Annotated in this window: 12 protein-coding genes; 10 read left to right on the forward strand and 2 right to left on the reverse strand. The window is 57.8% G+C overall.

Translation table 11 applies throughout. The features are described from left to right. Nucleotides 1–12 precede the first annotated feature (12 nt). Nucleotides 13–2,364: a putative PEP-binding protein gene (locus tag AC0QKW_RS25785; protein ID WP_473153985.1), complete on the reverse strand. Its 2,352-nt coding sequence runs from the start codon at nucleotides 2,362–2,364 to the stop codon at nucleotides 13–15. A 673-nt stretch (nucleotides 2,365–3,037) separates the two neighbouring features. On the opposite strand from AC0QKW_RS25785, the gene AC0QKW_RS25790 reads away from it, so the two are divergent. The 10 genes from AC0QKW_RS25790 to AC0QKW_RS25835 all read left to right on the forward strand — a co-directional run bounded on the left by AC0QKW_RS25790 (nucleotide 3,038) and on the right by AC0QKW_RS25835 (nucleotide 13,618). Next, entirely contained in the window at nucleotides 3,038–3,787 is a 750-nt protein-coding gene (locus AC0QKW_RS25790) for a ComF family protein (RefSeq protein WP_473153986.1), read from the forward strand. Nucleotides 3,788–3,918: 131 nt separating this feature from the next. Continuing rightward, nucleotides 3,919–4,128 (forward strand): hypothetical protein, encoded by a 210-nt coding sequence (locus AC0QKW_RS25795; RefSeq protein ID WP_473153987.1) that lies wholly within the window; start codon nucleotides 3,919–3,921, stop codon nucleotides 4,126–4,128. Nucleotides 4,129–4,459: 331 nt separating this feature from the next. After that, entirely contained in the window at nucleotides 4,460–5,518 is a 1,059-nt protein-coding gene (locus AC0QKW_RS25800; RefSeq protein ID WP_473153988.1) for an amino acid ABC transporter substrate-binding protein, read from the forward strand. Nucleotides 5,519–5,701: 183 nt separating this feature from the next. Continuing rightward, complete coding sequence (locus AC0QKW_RS25805; protein WP_473153989.1) at nucleotides 5,702–6,880, forward strand: amino acid ABC transporter permease; 1,179 nt, start codon at nucleotides 5,702–5,704, stop codon at nucleotides 6,878–6,880. Nucleotides 6,881–6,883: 3 nt separating this feature from the next. Continuing rightward, entirely contained in the window at nucleotides 6,884–8,101 is a 1,218-nt protein-coding gene (locus tag AC0QKW_RS25810) for an amino acid ABC transporter permease (RefSeq protein WP_473153990.1), read from the forward strand. 198 nt (nucleotides 8,102–8,299) lie between these two features. Continuing rightward, the gene (locus tag AC0QKW_RS25815; RefSeq protein ID WP_473153991.1) at nucleotides 8,300–9,079 is read left to right on the forward strand and encodes an amino acid ABC transporter ATP-binding protein; all 780 of its coding nucleotides are present in this window, start codon (nucleotides 8,300–8,302) and stop codon (nucleotides 9,077–9,079) included. 56 nt (nucleotides 9,080–9,135) lie between these two features. After that, on the forward strand, nucleotides 9,136–10,002 hold the full coding sequence (recO, locus tag AC0QKW_RS25820) for a DNA repair protein RecO (RefSeq protein ID WP_473153992.1): 867 nt from the start codon (nucleotides 9,136–9,138) through the stop codon (nucleotides 10,000–10,002). A gap of 38 nt (nucleotides 10,003–10,040) precedes the next feature. Next, a complete protein-coding gene (locus AC0QKW_RS25825) occupies nucleotides 10,041–11,528 on the forward strand; it encodes an MFS transporter (protein WP_473153993.1) in 1,488 nt (495 codons plus the stop codon). Nucleotides 11,529–11,636: 108 nt separating this feature from the next. Further along, nucleotides 11,637–12,794: a glycosyltransferase family 4 protein gene (locus tag AC0QKW_RS25830; protein WP_473153994.1), complete on the forward strand. Its 1,158-nt coding sequence runs from the start codon at nucleotides 11,637–11,639 to the stop codon at nucleotides 12,792–12,794. Nucleotides 12,795–12,979: 185 nt separating this feature from the next. Next, nucleotides 12,980–13,618, forward strand: a complete 639-nt coding sequence (locus AC0QKW_RS25835) for a hypothetical protein (protein WP_473153995.1) — start codon at nucleotides 12,980–12,982, stop codon at nucleotides 13,616–13,618. A 76-nt stretch (nucleotides 13,619–13,694) separates the two neighbouring features. Here the strand turns inward: AC0QKW_RS25835 and AC0QKW_RS25840 are convergent, their stop codons facing one another. Next, nucleotides 13,695–15,332 carry an ATP-dependent DNA ligase gene (locus tag AC0QKW_RS25840; protein WP_473153996.1) on the reverse strand — a complete coding sequence of 546 codons (1,638 nt, stop codon included), beginning with the start codon at nucleotides 15,330–15,332 and terminating at the stop codon, nucleotides 13,695–13,697. Nucleotides 15,333–15,354: the final 22 nt, after the last annotated feature.

Genomic DNA, 15,354 nt, shown 5'->3' on the forward strand with positions numbered 1-15,354 from the left:
CGTGCGCCCTTCCTATCCTCCCTGTTCCATCTCCGCCTGCCACACCGCCTCCAGGGTAAAGGGAAGGGCAGCGGCCTCTACAGAAATAGAGTTGATGCCCCAGGCCACCAGGTCGGCAATCAGCTCCGGGTGGCGCACCGGAGCCTGACCACAGATCGAACACAGCAGGCCGCAGCGCCTAGCCTCCCGCACCAGGTGCCCCATGGCCAGGTGCACCACCGGGTGGCGCTCGTCGTAGGCACTGGCGATGATCGACTGGTCGCGATCGACCGCCAGCAGCAGCTGGGTGAGGTCGTTAGAGCCGATCGCAATGCCCTGCACCCCGGCCTGGGCGTAGGCAGGCAGCAAAAACAGCACCGAGGGCACCTCCGCCATAATCCACAGGGCAAAGCCGCTATGGTCGGTGAGACCCGTCCGCTGAATCAGCGGTTGGCAGGCAATCACTTCTTCGACGGTGCGCACAAAGGGCAAAATCAGCTGTAGGTTGGTGTACCCCGACCGCTGGAGGGTGGCCAAGGCCGCCAGCTCAACCTCAAACAGGCGGCTGTCGATGTCGTAGCTGAGGGTGCCCCGCAGGCCCAGCATAGGGTTGGGCTCTATCGGGGGGCTGCCGACTAGCCCTTGCCACTCGTGCGATCGCAGATCTAGGCTTCGATAGCGCAGCGGCTTTGGCCCCAGCGCCTGCAAAATCGGCTCCAACTGTTGCACAATGCGTCCTTGGAGTTCGGCCTCCTGGCCTCGGTTGACCCAGTCCCAGGGGTGGCGGCCCTCTAGGGCGTCGAGCAGCAGCCACTCCGACCGCAGCAGCCCAACTCCAGCGACTGACTCTAGCGGCAGTGCCCCTAAGCGTCGAGTCTGGCTGAGGTTGACCATTACCTTGGTGCGCAGCCGTTGATAGCGATCGCGCTGCTCAGGTGAAGGGGGCTCAGCTACCGTTGAAGGGGTCTGTAGCCTGGCGATCGCCCTCTGTACTTGAGGCTGGGCGGCAGATTCTGGGCTCAGACCGTAGATCAAGCCGCGATCGCCGTCGAGCCAGATCACCATACCGCTGTCGAGGAGCTGAGTGGCCTGGGGTGCTCCCACCACCGCCGGAATGCCCATTTCTCTGGCCAAGATGGCGGCATGGCAGGTGGCCCCACCCTGCTCAATCACCAGCCCCCCCACTGTCTCTAGCTGCAAAAAAGTATCGGGCTGAAGATCGGGTAAGACCACGATACAGCCTGGCGCTAGAGGCAGGGGCAGGTCTTGAGGCCGCCGCGCGACTACGGCCAGCCCTTGCGTACGCCCGGATGAGGCCCCTATGCCCTGGACGACGATGCTGACCATCGGCACTAGGGGGGGCTGACTGCGGCCAGGGGCAGGCCCAGGTAGATCTGGGGCGATGGGCTGCCAAGGTTCAGCCTGGGTGATGATCAGAGTGGGCAGGGCAGGGTTGGTGCCCGGATACAGCAACCACTCTAGGCGCACCCCAGGGGCAGCCAAAGCTTTTCGGGCGGCTTCGCCCAGGGTCAACAATCGGGTCAGCTGGGCGCTGTCGAGGGGGGCATGCAGCTCTGGGCGATCGCGCTGCACCAGTTTAATCGCCGCCGTCATAGTGGTCTGTCGACTGCGGTACTGGGCCGCAGGGCTCAGCTCGTACAGCCGTTCCTGAAACCCGCTTTGCCAGACGGCTTCATCTACCCGGCCCTGGTCTACCTGACAGCGGGCCGGAATGGCTTCTCCCTGGGTGAGGGCTTGACCCAGGCCCGCCACTGCGGTGACTGTGCCGTGGCCATTGCTCAAGGTCAAGGTGCCCGACAACACCGCTGGGTAGACCGGCATGATCAGCGTAGCTAGGCACAGATCTTGTAGGCGCTGGCAGTGAGGTAGCCACACCTTCAAACAGCGGGCGGTCAGCGCCTGGCTCCAAAACTGCGGCAGTACCTCGGCCAGGGCATCGAGATCGGGTTCTACTAGAGCCGGCAGCAGCCCGCCGCCCCCGGCCCAAGCCCTAGGGGCTGTCGATGGCTTGACCCACAGGGAGGCGCGCAGCATCCAGGCGGTGGGCACAACGTCGGCAACGGTAGCCTGCCAGTCTGCTGCCATCGGCACCTTGGCAGACAGCGATTGCAGAGCCTGCTGCCACTGCTGACTGGTCTGCTGCAATTGCCTAAAATCGCCCTGCTGGAGATCGGCTAGGCGATCGCCCCCCAGTTCAGCCCAGGGCATCTGATCGAGACATTGGTGCCAAGCAGCCGCCCCTAGCACCCAGCCCTGGGGCACCGGTAGCCCTCGCTGGTTGAGCATGGCCAGGTGATAGACCTTTGGGCCAACAGTGTGCAGATCCGCTAGGGTCAGCCTATCCAGAGATTGAAGCCAGGTCATGCAGCGAGGAGAGGACGATCCCTCCGGTGGAAACGACTGAAGGAGATGGCTAAATCACCGTTGCTTAAACTGCTGTTTTACGCTGTTGTTTAACATAGCTGTTACTAAAGTCGGGTGGAGCCAACTGGGGTAGATGTCGGAGCCCCACGGCTCTGTGGCCCTGAACTGGTGTCAAGCGACTCTCTCTGGCCATCTAGGCGCTATGCCTCTGACGGATCGAATGCCGGGCCTTAATTTATTCACAATTTTAATAATCCTACAAATTCTAATCCAATGGGGGATTTTAGCGGTGGCAATTCGCCTTCGTGGGCCACGGCGTCTATCCGTCCACCGATAAGCCGTTCGGGCACCGGCCCTAACCTCTGCGCGACGATAGCCGTAGAGGTTGCCCGATATAGAACCTCTAGATTCGATAGATTTACCCACGCCTGACCGCTGTCTTCTGACTAACAATAGACCCAGTCAGGCTACCCCTGAGTTGGGCGAGCGGTGGCGCGGGCAGGGGCCTGTTGCATCCCACATCTGCATCGCAGCATTCCGATGCCAAAAGGGCCAATCTCCCACAAGCTCCTTCTACAGGGGCGACTAGGGGGTAGCTGAGCAACATGGAGGATCGAGTGGGTCATCCACAAGTCGGGCAGTCGAGTCGGGCAGTCAAGTTGGGCAATCAGTCATGCATCAATGGTCACCGGCCCATCTGATCAACCAGGGGCAGCAGCAGCTACTCAAGCTGTTTTTGGCAGATCGCTGTCCCCTCTGCCAGCGATCTAGCCCCACCGCACCCTGCGCTAACTGCCGCCGCCAGGTAAGTCAGTGCCGGGCTACTCACCCCTGCGATCGCCGTCAGCCGAGCCTACCTATCCTCAGCTGGGGCCGCTACGAGGGCAGTCTGCGCCAGCTCATTGGCCAGCTCAAATATGAAGGTCGTACCGACATTGCCCAAATCCTGGGCTCTGATCTAGGGCAAATCTGGCTTGATCAGGCTCCAGATCTGAGGCGATCGCTGCGCCCGTTGGCAGTTGTGCCCATTCCCCTGCACCCGAGCAAACTGCAACAGCGAGGCTTTAACCAGGCTGATCTGATCGCTCGCTGGTTTTGCCGCCTCACGGGGCTACCGCTCTATAGCCATGGCTTGCAGCGAGTGCAGGCCACCCATGCCCAGCACAGCCTCGGCCTAGCCGATCGCCAGCGCAACCTGGCCCAGGCCTTTGCCCTAAATCCGAGCCAGGCCACGCCCCTGCGAGGTACCACCGTCTGGCTCATTGACGATATTTTCACCACCGGAGCAACAGCCCACTCAGCGGCCCAGACCCTGCGACGCAGCGGCGTTGCCGTTGGCGGCATCTGCACTGTAGCCCGGGCTGTAGCCTGGAAAGACTCCGAAGAGGCCATTCTCCCCGCTCGCACCTCAGCCTCTGGCTAGATTGCTCTGGTGCACTGAAGACAGGTGACCTAGTGACCTAAAACCAATCAAAATGTTAATAATCTTGCGGCCTAGTTGCCCTAGGGAAGCATTGCATTAGTATAAATCTAAAGAAATTGTTAACAGTTGCTATGAATCCCAATCTTCTGCGGCATCTGTGGACTCTGGTAGAACGCTCCCAGAGCAGCCATCTCCTTACCCTAGATGACAACAGCCTAGTGTCGTGGCTGCTCGATCAATTTGCCGGTCAGCAGATCATTAACCAGGCCGAGACCGATCAACTGCACCACTACATTCGCGCTAAGATTCCCCTCATTCGCGATCTGGTTGAAGAGAGATAGTCCGGCTATCCCGCCGACTCGGCCATCGATACAATAGGCGATTGCTCTCTACGCTTTTTCTTCTCCATGCCGCTCTAGGGGAAGAGGGTAAACCGGCGGCGGCGGGCAATGACTGAGATGCCTGCGATCGCCCAGCCTGCAAAAAACAAAAACAGCGGATCCATTTTACAAAAGTCTTTACCTTTGGGCTTTAGGGGTTCCCCTCACAGATTGTTCTTTGTGATACAAAATGAAAACTCAAACCATTGGAGTGTTAAGCAAGTGCAACACTCTAGGTTGGTTTAGAGTGTCAAAGCTTCGCAATGTTTTTTTGTGAGTGAGGATTTAATTTATGCGCAAGTGGGGTTTACTCGCAGCTGCCCTGGGGCTGACGCTAGCCGCCTGCGGTGGCGGAACCACAACCACAACTACCGAGGAGGGCGGCGCTGCTCCCTCCAGCGGGAGTCGTCTTGAGGTTGTGAAAAGTCGTGGTCAGCTAATCTGTGGTGTCGATGGTGGCATTCCGGGCTTTAGCTTTGTAGACGAGAGTGGCACCTACTCTGGCCTGGATGTAGATGTGTGCAAGGCTGTAGCCGCCGCTGTGCTGGGCGATGCTGAAGCTGTAGAGTACCGCCGTCTTGACTCTACCGAGCGCTTTACCGCCCTTTCTGGGGGTGAGGTCGATATGCTCTCCCGCAACACCACCTGGACTATCAGCCGCGACACCAGTGTGGGCCTTGAGTTTGCCCCTACCACATTCTTCGACGGTCAGGGTATGTTGGTGCGTGCAGACAGCGGCATCGTTGACCTCGAAGATTTTGCCGGTAAGGCCATCTGTGTAGAGACCGGAACCACCACTGAGCTCAACCTGACCGACCAAATGCGTCAGCTCAACGTCGACTTTGAGCCGGTAGTGTTTCAGGATGCTGATGCCGCCTACGCCGCCTACGATGAAGGCCGCTGCGAGGGCATGACCTCTGACAAGTCGCAACTCGTGGCCCGCCGCAGCACCCTGCCCAACCCCGATGAGCACACCCTGCTCGAAGTCACGATGTCGAAGGAGCCCCTGGGCCCTGTAACCACCAACAATGATTCGGCGTGGTACGACGTTGTCAAATGGGTCACCTACGGGTTGATTCAGGCCGAAGAGTTTGGCATTACCTCTGAGAATATTGCTACCTTCGAGGCTACTGAAAACCCTGACATTGCCCGTTTTCTGGGTCAAGAAGGCACCCTGGGTACCGATATGGGGCTACCCAATGACTTTATGGTGCAGGTAATTACCCAGGTGGGTAACTACGGCGAAGTCTACGAGCGCAACGTCGGTGCTGACTCTGAGTTTGCTCTAGAGCGCGGCCAAAACGCACTGTGGACTGAGGGCGGCCTGATGTATGCGCCCCCCTTCCGCTAGATAGGGGAGTGGCTGACTGGGGTTGGTTAACCTAACTGCTCTAGGCAGCTCTTTAAAATCGCAAAGGCGCAGCAACGCTGCGCCTTTTTCATAAATCCTTGTAACAAATTGAACTTTTCTTGACATCCCTCTTAGATTATTTTGCTTAAAGCTTTTGCACTGACTTAACCCAGGTATCTACAGATGGCCCACGACAGCGGCGGCAAATCCTTTGCGCTAAAGGCGATGCTGCGGGATGAACGCTTCTGGAAGATTGCCTTTCAGGTAATTACGCTAATTGTCGTTCTGGCGCTGCTGAGTTTTTTTCTCGGCAACTTAAATCGCAATCTGCTTCAGCAGGGGCGGGCCTTTAGCTTTAATTTTTTGCGAAATCAAGCCGGGTTTAGCATTGGTGAGAGCCTCATTCAATACCGTCCCAATGATCCCTATTGGCGGGCGCTAATGGTGGGCTTGGGCAATACCCTGACCCTGGTAGCTGGCGGCATTGCCCTGACTACGGTGCTGGGGGTGGTGGCCGGGGTGGCTAGCTTTTCTAAGAATTGGCTAGTGCACAAGCTCAGTCGGCTGTACGTGGGGCTGGTGCGCAACATTCCCCTGCTGCTTCAGCTCTTTTTCTGGTATTTCGCTATCTACGGTGCACTGCCTCGCCCCGAAAGCCAGATCAGCGTACTGGGGTTGGCTTTCTTAAATAACCGAGGGGTTTACATTCCTTGGGCGGGCAGTGCGGTGCTGGCTGTGCTGGGCATCGCGGCGACGGTGGGGGCGGTGATTGCCGCTCTCTGGCTTTGGCAGTGGCGCACAAAAATTCGCATCGAAACCGGCGTCGGTGGTCAGGCCCAATCGATTGCTTTGGCGGTGCTGGGGCTGGTGTGGCTGGCGATCATCACCGTCGGCATGAACTGGACCATGCCTGCGGGGATGGAGGGCGGTGGCGTCACCGGGGGGCTGCGGCTGTCACGGGAGTATGTGGCGGCCCTGACTGCTCTGGTGTTCTACACCTCAGCCTTTGTGGCTGAGATTGTGCGGGCGGGCATTCAGTCGGTATCTAAGGGGCAGTGGGAAGCGGCCCGTACCCTGGGGCTCAATGCGGGCATGGTGATGCGGCTGGTGGTGTTTCCCCAGGCCATGCGGGTGATCATTCCCCCGATGAACAGTGAGTACATGAACCTGACGAAGAATACTAGTCTGGCTTTTGCGATCGCCTTTCCCGAAATGTATTCAGTCGCAACCACCACCTACAACCAGACCGGTCGCCCGGTGGAGGTGTTTGTGGTGCTGATGGCCACTTACCTGATTCTCTGTCTGCTTATCACCCTGGTGATGAACCAGCTCAACCAGACTGTGCAGTTTAAGGAGCGCTAAGCCATGACCTCGGTAACCCCTGATTCTTTTTCCTCTGCACGCCCCGATGCGATCGCCCTTGGCCCCGTGGCCTGGGCTAAAAAAAACCTGTTTAGCGACTGGTTCAACAGTTTGCTCACCGTAGTGATTGTGGCGACCTTTGGCTGGGGTCTCTTTCGCCTTATGTCGTGGGCCTTGACCACTGCTCAGTGGGGGGTGGTTCCCAACAACTTTGGCCTGTTTATGACTGGCACCTTTCCCTCAGCGCTCTACTCGCGTATTTGGGCGCTGTTGGCGATTGTTTGCGGCCTGGCTGGGCTGTCGTGGGGGGTGCTGGGGCGCAATGTCTCGACCCTGTTTAGCCGCAGCGTGCTGATTGGGCTAGCGGTGGTTTGTGCTTTCATCGTGGTGTTTCCGCCGACCCGACCCAGCACGTTAAAGCTACTGCCTATTGTCGCCTTAGTGGCGATCGCTGCGGCCGCTGGGCGACAGATCGGGCGCAAATTTCCGGCCACGGGTAAAGTATTGTCGCTGCTGTGGTTTTTGTCGTACTTTGTGGCGCTGTGGCTAATTGGCGGCGGTTTAGGGCTGACCCGTGTTTCCACCAATGAATGGGGTGGTCTGCTGCTGACCCTGTTTACGGCGGTGAGCGGTATTGCCCTGTGCTTTCCCCTGGGGCTGCTGCTGGCTCTGGGGCGTCGTAGTGCCCTGCCGATAGTGCGCTGGCTGTCTACCGCCTATATTGAGCTGGTGCGGGGAGTGCCTCTGGTGGCGCTGCTGTTTATGGGCCAGGTGATGATTCCGCTGTTTTTGCCCCTGGGGTCGCGGCCCGATCGCATCCTGCGGGCCATCATCGCCCTGGCTCTGTTTAGCGCCGCCTATCTGGCCGAAAACGTGCGGGCAGGGTTGCAGGCGGTGCCTCGGGGCCAAAATGAGGCGGCTGCCTCCCTGGGGCTAAATACCCCCATGACTCTCGGCTTTATCGTGCTGCCCCAGGCGCTCAAAATTGCTATTCCGGCGATCGTGGGGCAGTTTATTAGCCTGTTTCAAGACACAACGCTGCTGTCAATTGTGGGTCTGGCGGAGCTGCTGGGAATTGGCAAATCGATTTTGGCCAACCCGACCTATCTAGGCCGCTATGCCGAAGTCTATCTATTTTTAGCGGTTATTTTTTGGTTTTTTTGCTATGCCATGTCGTTGGCTAGCCGCAAAATTGAGGAAAAGCTCAATACTGACCATTAGGGATGGCCTGGGGTGTGTCTCTACGTGTAACAGTTAACAGTCTTGAATCTCGAAACCTCCTAGGGTTAAGGCAAAATAGCACTATTCTGTGCGCTAGCAGGCCCGCTCTTTCGGGCTTGGCTATGGTGAAATTGTCCGTTTTTATCTATTCAATGAGTTGTTAGCCGCCCTTGGGGCGCGATTAAGAGGAACCCTTTCATGACACAGTTTCAGATGGAGCAACCCTCTGCCCACCACATGAGCACCGAGCCGGTGATTGTAGCCCGCGACGTGGAGAAGTGGTACGACAACGGTTTCCACGTGCTCAAGGGCGTCAACATGACGGTCTATAAGGGTGAAGTGCTGGTGGTGATGGGGCCGTCTGGGTCAGGCAAATCGACCTTTATTCGCACCTTTAACGCCCTCGAACCCTACCAAAAGGGCTCTATTGAAGTGGATGGCATCACCATCTCCCACGACCTAAAAAATATTGAGGCCATCCGCCGTGAGGTGGGTATGGTGTTTCAGCAGTTCAACCTGTTTCCCCACCTAACGGTGCTGCAAAATGTGACGTTGGCCCCCATCTGGGTGCGCCGCTGGCCCAAGGCCAAGGCCCAGGAAGTGGCCATGCAGCTGCTGGAGCGGGTGGGCATTTTAGAGCAGGCCCACAAGTTTCCGGGGCAGCTGTCGGGGGGGCAGCAGCAGCGGGTTGCGATCGCGCGTTCCCTCGCCATGCAGCCCAAAGTCATGCTGTTTGATGAGCCCACCTCGGCCCTTGACCCCGAGATGGTGCGTGAGGTGCTGGATGTGATGCGCGGTCTGGCTGACTCGGGCATGACCATGGTGTGCGTCACCCACGAGGTGGGCTTTGCCCGCGAGGTGGCCGATCGCGTGGTGCTGATGGATGGCGGCTACCTGATCGAAGAAAACACCCCTCAGGAGTTTTTCAGCAACCCTCAAGAAGATCGCACCCAGAAATTCCTCTCCCAAATTTTGTAGGCTGGGGGTAAGGCAAGTGAGAGCGCTATGCTAAGGCTCTAGCCTTTTGAGCGCCCATGAGCCAAACCTACAAAACGATCGGCATCAACCTCAAATCTATACCCATGGGCGAGACCGATCGCCTGCTGACCATTCTCACCCCCGATGTGGGTCTAGTACGGGCCGTGGCACCGGGGTCGCGCAAGCACCAGTCACGGTTGGGTGGGCGCAGCGATCTATTTGTCATCAACGACTGCTTAGTAGTCAAAGGCAAGCGCCTCGACAAGCTGGTTCAGGCCGAGACTGTCCGCCGGTTTCCGGGGCTGGGCCAGCATCTGGGGCGGCTGACGGCCAGTCAGTATCTGGCCGAAGTAGTGCTGCTCATGGCCCTCAGCGACAGCCCCCAGACAGAGCTTTTTCAGGTTCTTGTAGAACACCTCGGGCGACTCGAAACGGCACCTCCTGGAGCGCTGCTAGCTGCCCTATGCCATGGGCTGTACCACCTACTCGCCCTGGCTGGGGTAGCTCCCGAAGTGCACCAATGTACCCGCAGTCGCCTGGACATAGTGCCCGATCTACTTGACCCCGCCTGGTGCGTAGAGTTTAGCCACGAGGCGGGCGGGCTGATCCAGCCCGCTGAGATTAACCCTCTAGGGGCAAACCGCATAAATGAGAATCAAGGACAGTACGGCAAAAAACGGCCCGTGCTGATCACCGCCACTGACGTAGCTCTGCTCCAGCAGTTGAGCAAGCCTGATATTTTATCGACGGCGACGCTAGGGGCCAAGGGAGCCCTGGCGCAGCCTGCCGAAATGGAAGTCGCGATCAAAAGCCAGCAACTGTGGTCGCGAGTTGAGCGACTTCTGCGAGAATATACCCAAGACTATTTTGAACGCCCCATCCGGTCAGCAACTTTAGTTGATGTCTGTTTTGCTACCGTTTAAACTGCTGAGTATTAAGCCCCCGGTCTGTTGGTTAACCCATGCTGCGCGAGTTTGATGCTGAAACCGATATCGCTAGGGCTGAGGCAAACGACTTGCCTGGGGTAAGCCCGACCCAAAATCGCTTAGATGTCTTACCTGCTGCTCCTGGAGATAGAGCTAGCCGAGCGGAGACTGACCCAGCACTCACCGCCCCAAATCCAAAAAGCGGACTAGAAAACAGCCCAGAAAACGGGTTCGGATCGGTCTTTAAAAATCGCAATTTTTTGATTTTGTGGGCGGGGCAACTGTTCTCCCAGCTAGCCGATAAGGTCTACCTGGTGCTGATGATCGCTATTATTGCCGCCCGGTTTGACACCCCAGACCAGAGCATTAGCAGTTGGGTGGCGATGGTGATGATTGCGTTTACTATTCCGGCGGTGCTGTTTGGGGCGCTGGCCGGGGTGTTTGTCGATCGCTGGCGTAAGCGTCTGGTATTGGTGTGGTCTAACCTGCTGCGCGGTGCCCTAGTGATGGCCCTACCCCTGGGTATTTGGCTGACGGCAGGTTGGGGCTCGGTGCTGGGGCTGCCGGTGGCCTTTTGGCTTTTGCTAACGGTGACGTTTTTAATCTCTACCCTGACCCAGTTCTTTGCTCCGGCAGAGCAGTCAATTATTCCGCTCATTGTGGAGGAGGGCGACCTGCTGTCGGCCAACTCTCTCTATACCACCACCATGATGGCCTCGGTGATTGTGGGCTTTGCGGTGGGTGAGCCACTGCTAGCCCTAGCCGATCGCCTCATGCTGACCCTGGGTATCGCCAATAATGGCCCAGCTATTTTAGTCGGGCTCAGCTATCTGGTAGCAGGCCTATGTCTCATGACCATGGCCCCTGGCAACGAAAACCTGTCCAGGCCCCACGAAGATCTCTCTCACTTTTGGGCCGATATCAAAGATGGCTTTAGCTACCTGGGTCAGCAGATTCAGGTGCGGGTCGCTATTCTTCAGCTGGTGCTGCTGTCGTCGGTGTTTGCGGCCCTGGCGGTGCTGGCGGTGCGCTTAGCAGAAATGATTCCGGCGATTAAGGCGTCGCAGTTTGGCTTTTTGCTGGCGGCTGGGGGGCTGGGGCTGGGGCTGGGTGCGGTGCTAGTGGGCAATTTTGGGCCTCGCTTTCCAAAGCGATTTTTGAGTCTGTGGGGGACGCTGGGCATGGCCTGTTGCCTGGTTGCCCTCGCCTGGACAACTCAGCAGTTGTGGGCTTCGATGGCACTCATTGCTCTGTTGGGCCTGGGCGGGGCCTTTGTGGGCATTCCGATGCAGACTCTGATTCAAGAAAAAACGCCAGAGGCCATGCGTGGCAAGGTATTTGGCCTACAAAATAATCTGGTTAACATTGCCCTGAGTCTGCCGCTAGCCTTGGCCAGCGTGGTCGAAGCGCGCCTGGGCTTGGCCAATGTTTTTGTCGGTATGGGGGCACTCGTCGGCATCGGGGGAGTTGTAACCTGGTATATTGCCGATACAGCACTACGAAAAACCCAAGCCCCAGGCTAGACTCTATTTTTTACCTGTAATAGGAGCGTGCGCCGGTGCTGTGACCTGGGCGATCGCGGCACCCTGCTGCCGCAGCTTCTGGTTGTTTAATGGATAACCCTAGACAGCATGCACATTGCGTGGCTTGGCAAAAAAACTCCCTTCTGTGGCAATGTTACCTACGGTCGGGAAATCACCAACGCTCTTCTGGAGCGAGGCAATCGGGTTACGTTTTTGCATTTTGCTCAGGCCCCCGATACTCTGCCAGAGCAGAGCCATTTTGAGCGATCGGAGGAAGTACCTTTACCGTTCCTCTTCAAGTCTCAAATTCTCACCATTCCTTCTCTTAAATCGGGAAAACTCTTAGCCGAGGCCTTAGATCGCCTGCGCCCTGACGTGGTGCACGCCTCGCTCACCCTGTCGCCCCTCGACTTTCGCCTGCCAGAAATTTGCGCCGAGTTGAACCTGCCTCTGGTGGCCACGTTTCACCCCGCCTTTGACCGCCGGGTGCGCAGCCTGACCTCGGGTACCCAGCATCTTACCTATCAGCTCTACGCGCCCTGCCTGGCCAACTACGATCGCGTCATTGTCTTCTCCGATCTGCAGCGCGATCTGTTAATCAAGCTGGGGGTTCCGCCCGTGGTCCTAGAGGTCATACCCAATGGGGTAGACACTATCCGCTACTCGCCCGGTGCTTCGACGATCAAGACAGAACTCTACGCCCGGCGGCTCTTTGTCTACCAGGGGCGCATTTCACCCGAGAAGAATGTCGAAGCGCTGCTGCGGGGGTGGCGCCAGGCCGATATGGGCCCAGACTGCAAGCTGGCGATCGTCGGTAGCGGCCCCCTAAAGTCTTCTCTCAAGCGGTTTTACGGTGACGACGACGATATCCTATGGCTGGGCTATTTAGCCAATGAGCAGCGCCGTATCGATATTTTGCGCGGGGCAGACGGGTTTATTTTGCCCTCCTTTGTCGAAGGGCTGTCGCTGTCATTATTAGAGGCCATGGCCTGTGGCACCGCCTGCATTGCTACCGATGCCGGGGCCGACGGCGAGGTGCTAGCCGATGGGGCGGGCATTGTGCTCGATACCCAGCGGGTTTCGTCGCAGCTGCAAACCATTTTGCCCATCTTGCGCGACCACCCCGAAATTACCCAGCTGCTGGGCCGCAAAGCTCGCGAGCGGGTGCTAGAGCGCTACACCCTGCGCAACAATATCTCTGCCCTGGAGTGCTTATACGGCCAAGTGACCGCCGAACAGAGGCTGATGTGCGGCCAGCGTGCTTAGGCCTAGGAGAATTGGCGGGCAGGGTCTATGATGCAAACAGTCTACAGACCGTTGAATTGCTAGTAGAGATCTCTTGACCGTCGTCGCGCTGGCGGCGCGCCTGCTGTAAGCCAGAGGTCTGTGCGACGATGAACAAATTTACGCCGCAAAATGTTAGCCGCACCTGTTGAATTCCTAACTGCATTATGATCAGAACCAAAATTGTCGAGCTAACCACCATCGAAGCCGCCGCCTATCGTCAAAAGCTGAAGGGTGGCAAGGCTGGCGTGGTGGTCATGCGCTACGACACCGATCAGCCCGGTTTAGCCTCCTTTAGCCGCAGTACCGGCGACCCTGTCCCCAATGCCAACATCAACCTAGAGCTCTATCCGCTAGAAGCCTTTAAAGAAGCCCTAGAGTTGACCAACGGTATGCCCTACTCCAAGCGAGGCGCGGTAAAGCTCAGCGGTAAACCGCCTGAGGCAGAGGCAGAGGCCGATGCTCCCGAAGACGAGGCCACCGTCGACAGTGCCGAGTACGCCGCCGTGGTCGAGGCCTACACCAACAAAAAGGGCGAGCTTTCCTACGATTTGATCAATAAGGACTTTATTCAGTTTGCGCGATCGAGCAAGGTCGTAGCTGATCTGGTGGCCAATCGTGCCCTAGAAGACGAGATTCGCAGCCACGTGGTCAAAGTCAAGCTGGAACAGATAACGGGCAACCGCGATCTGACCGAGGCCCAGGCCCAGAGCATCGTCGACATGCTCGACGAAGTCAGCCCTCGCTTTGTGTTTCGCGAACTCAACGACGATATTCGTCAAATGCTGAGCCGGGCCAAGGGTTAGTATCATGGGAGAGGGGCTGGAGGTGTAGATTGCTTCCCGCAGGGTGGGCTGTGGGGACTTGGTGGTCTACTGAATATCATTGAAAGCTCAGCAAGAGGGCTTTGGCTGACTCCAGAGTGTCAGCTTCGGTGACGGGTTTATCTTGACGCCAGCGCAAAATGCGGGGGAAGCGCACCGAGATGCCCGATTTGTGACGGCTAGAGGCGGCAATGCCTTCAAAGCCAATTTCAAAGACGTGCAGTGGCTCCACCGATCGCACTGGCCCAAACCGCTCCGTCGTGTGGCGGCGAATCCATTTATCTAGGGCGTCGATTTCGCCATTGTCTAGGCCGCTGTAGGCCTTGGCAAAGGGCACCAGGGTGTCGCCCTGCCAGAGGGCAAAGGTGTAGTCGGTGAAGAGGTTGGCGCGCTTGCCGCTGCCTGCCTGGGCGTAGATCAGCACCGCATCGAGGCTCATGGGGTCGACTTTGTACTTCCACCAGTAGCCGCGCTTGCGGCCCACTAGGTAAGGGCTGTCGATCGCTTTGACCACCAGCCCCTCGGCGCCGTGTTCGCGAGCCTCTGATCGCAGGTGCTGTAGTTGTGCAAAGGAGTTGAAGCTGAGCGGAGTAGATCGATGCAGACTGGGGCTGGGATGGGCCTGGAGGAGAGTGGTGAGGCGGGCCGTGCGATCGCCCAGTTCCTTGTCTCTGAGATCGACTCCATCGTGCTCTAGCAGGTCGTAGGCCACGAAGTGCACTGGGCTTTCCTCCATCACCTTTTTGCTGACTTTCTTGCGGCCTAGACGTTTTTGCAAATGGTTAAACGACAGCGGTCTGCCATCTTGCCAGCAAAGAATTTCGCCATCCATCGCGATGCCATTGGGAAAGGCTTGTAGCATTGCCTCAATTTCAGGAAATTGGGGCGTCACCAGGTCTTCTCCCCGCGACCAGATAAACACCTGGTCAGCCCGTTTGATCACCTGGGCGCGAATGCCGTCCCACTTCCACTCGGCCTGCCAACGAGAGCAGTCTTCGGCCTGAAATTTTGCCTCATCTAGGGAGGTGGCGAGAAAGAAGGGATAGGGCTGGCTAGGGGCATTTTGCGTGGCTACTTCGCTGGTGAGGTTGGTATAAAACTCCACCGTGGGGATAAAATCGCCCATCAGCCGGTGGGCCAGCACCGGTTCTGAAAGGCCCGTGGCGGCGGCGAGCCCTTTGATCACCAGCTTTTCTGACGCGCCTACTCGAAAGGCCCCGGTGAGAATTTTGTTGAGTACAAAGATCTCGGTATTATCCAGCGCCGCCCACCAGGAGACGATCAGGTCTTTGCGCTCAGCATCGGTCTCCACCGCCTTGTAAAGGGGGATGATCGCTTCCATCCACTGGTGCAGGGGGATGGGGTGGGTAGGGGCGCACCGCCGTGCGCCCTCACAAGGGACGTGATTCGATAGATCGACATCTCGCAGCAGCAGGGCGATCACCTCTGCCGAGTCGCCGACCTGGGCGTAGCAGTCTTTAAACAGCCATTCTGGAATGTCGGAAATTTGTAAGAAGACCTCTCGCAGCACCCGTGAGGTCACGGTGCGGCGGCGGGTTTTGCCCAGCAGCAGGTAGAGCGCCCAGACTTTGTCGGCAGGGTCGGCAGTTTGAAAATAGGCTTGGAGCGATCGCACCTTTTCATTCAGCGACGTAGTGGCATCGATCTCTAAAAAAAGCTGGGTAAATCGTTGCATAGGAAGCCTGGCACCGCTCACC

This window comes from Pseudanabaena sp. PCC 9330 (assembly GCF_055795045.1).

Bases quoted from the DNA above. Each gene is read 5' to 3' on its own strand.
- AC0QKW_RS25785 (WP_473153985.1), bottom strand. From the start codon at position 2,364: ATGACCTGGCTTCAATCTCTGGATAGGCTGACCCTAGCGGATCTGCAC.
- AC0QKW_RS25800 (WP_473153988.1), top strand. From the start codon at position 4,460: ATGCGCAAGTGGGGTTTACTCGCAGCTGCCCTGGGGCTGACGCTAGCC.
- AC0QKW_RS25825 (WP_473153993.1), top strand. From the start codon at position 10,041: ATGCTGCGCGAGTTTGATGCTGAAACCGATATCGCTAGGGCTGAGGCA.
- recO (WP_473153992.1), top strand. From the start codon at position 9,136: ATGAGCCAAACCTACAAAACGATCGGCATCAACCTCAAATCTATACCC.
- AC0QKW_RS25835 (WP_473153995.1), top strand. From the start codon at position 12,980: ATGATCAGAACCAAAATTGTCGAGCTAACCACCATCGAAGCCGCCGCC.
- AC0QKW_RS25840 (WP_473153996.1), bottom strand. From the start codon at position 15,332: ATGCAACGATTTACCCAGCTTTTTTTAGAGATCGATGCCACTACGTCG.
- AC0QKW_RS25795 (WP_473153987.1), top strand. From the start codon at position 3,919: ATGAATCCCAATCTTCTGCGGCATCTGTGGACTCTGGTAGAACGCTCC.
- AC0QKW_RS25790 (WP_473153986.1), top strand. From the start codon at position 3,038: ATGCATCAATGGTCACCGGCCCATCTGATCAACCAGGGGCAGCAGCAG.
- AC0QKW_RS25810 (WP_473153990.1), top strand. From the start codon at position 6,884: ATGACCTCGGTAACCCCTGATTCTTTTTCCTCTGCACGCCCCGATGCG.
- AC0QKW_RS25830 (WP_473153994.1), top strand. From the start codon at position 11,637: ATGCACATTGCGTGGCTTGGCAAAAAAACTCCCTTCTGTGGCAATGTT.
- AC0QKW_RS25815 (WP_473153991.1), top strand. From the start codon at position 8,300: ATGACACAGTTTCAGATGGAGCAACCCTCTGCCCACCACATGAGCACC.
- AC0QKW_RS25805 (WP_473153989.1), top strand. From the start codon at position 5,702: ATGGCCCACGACAGCGGCGGCAAATCCTTTGCGCTAAAGGCGATGCTG.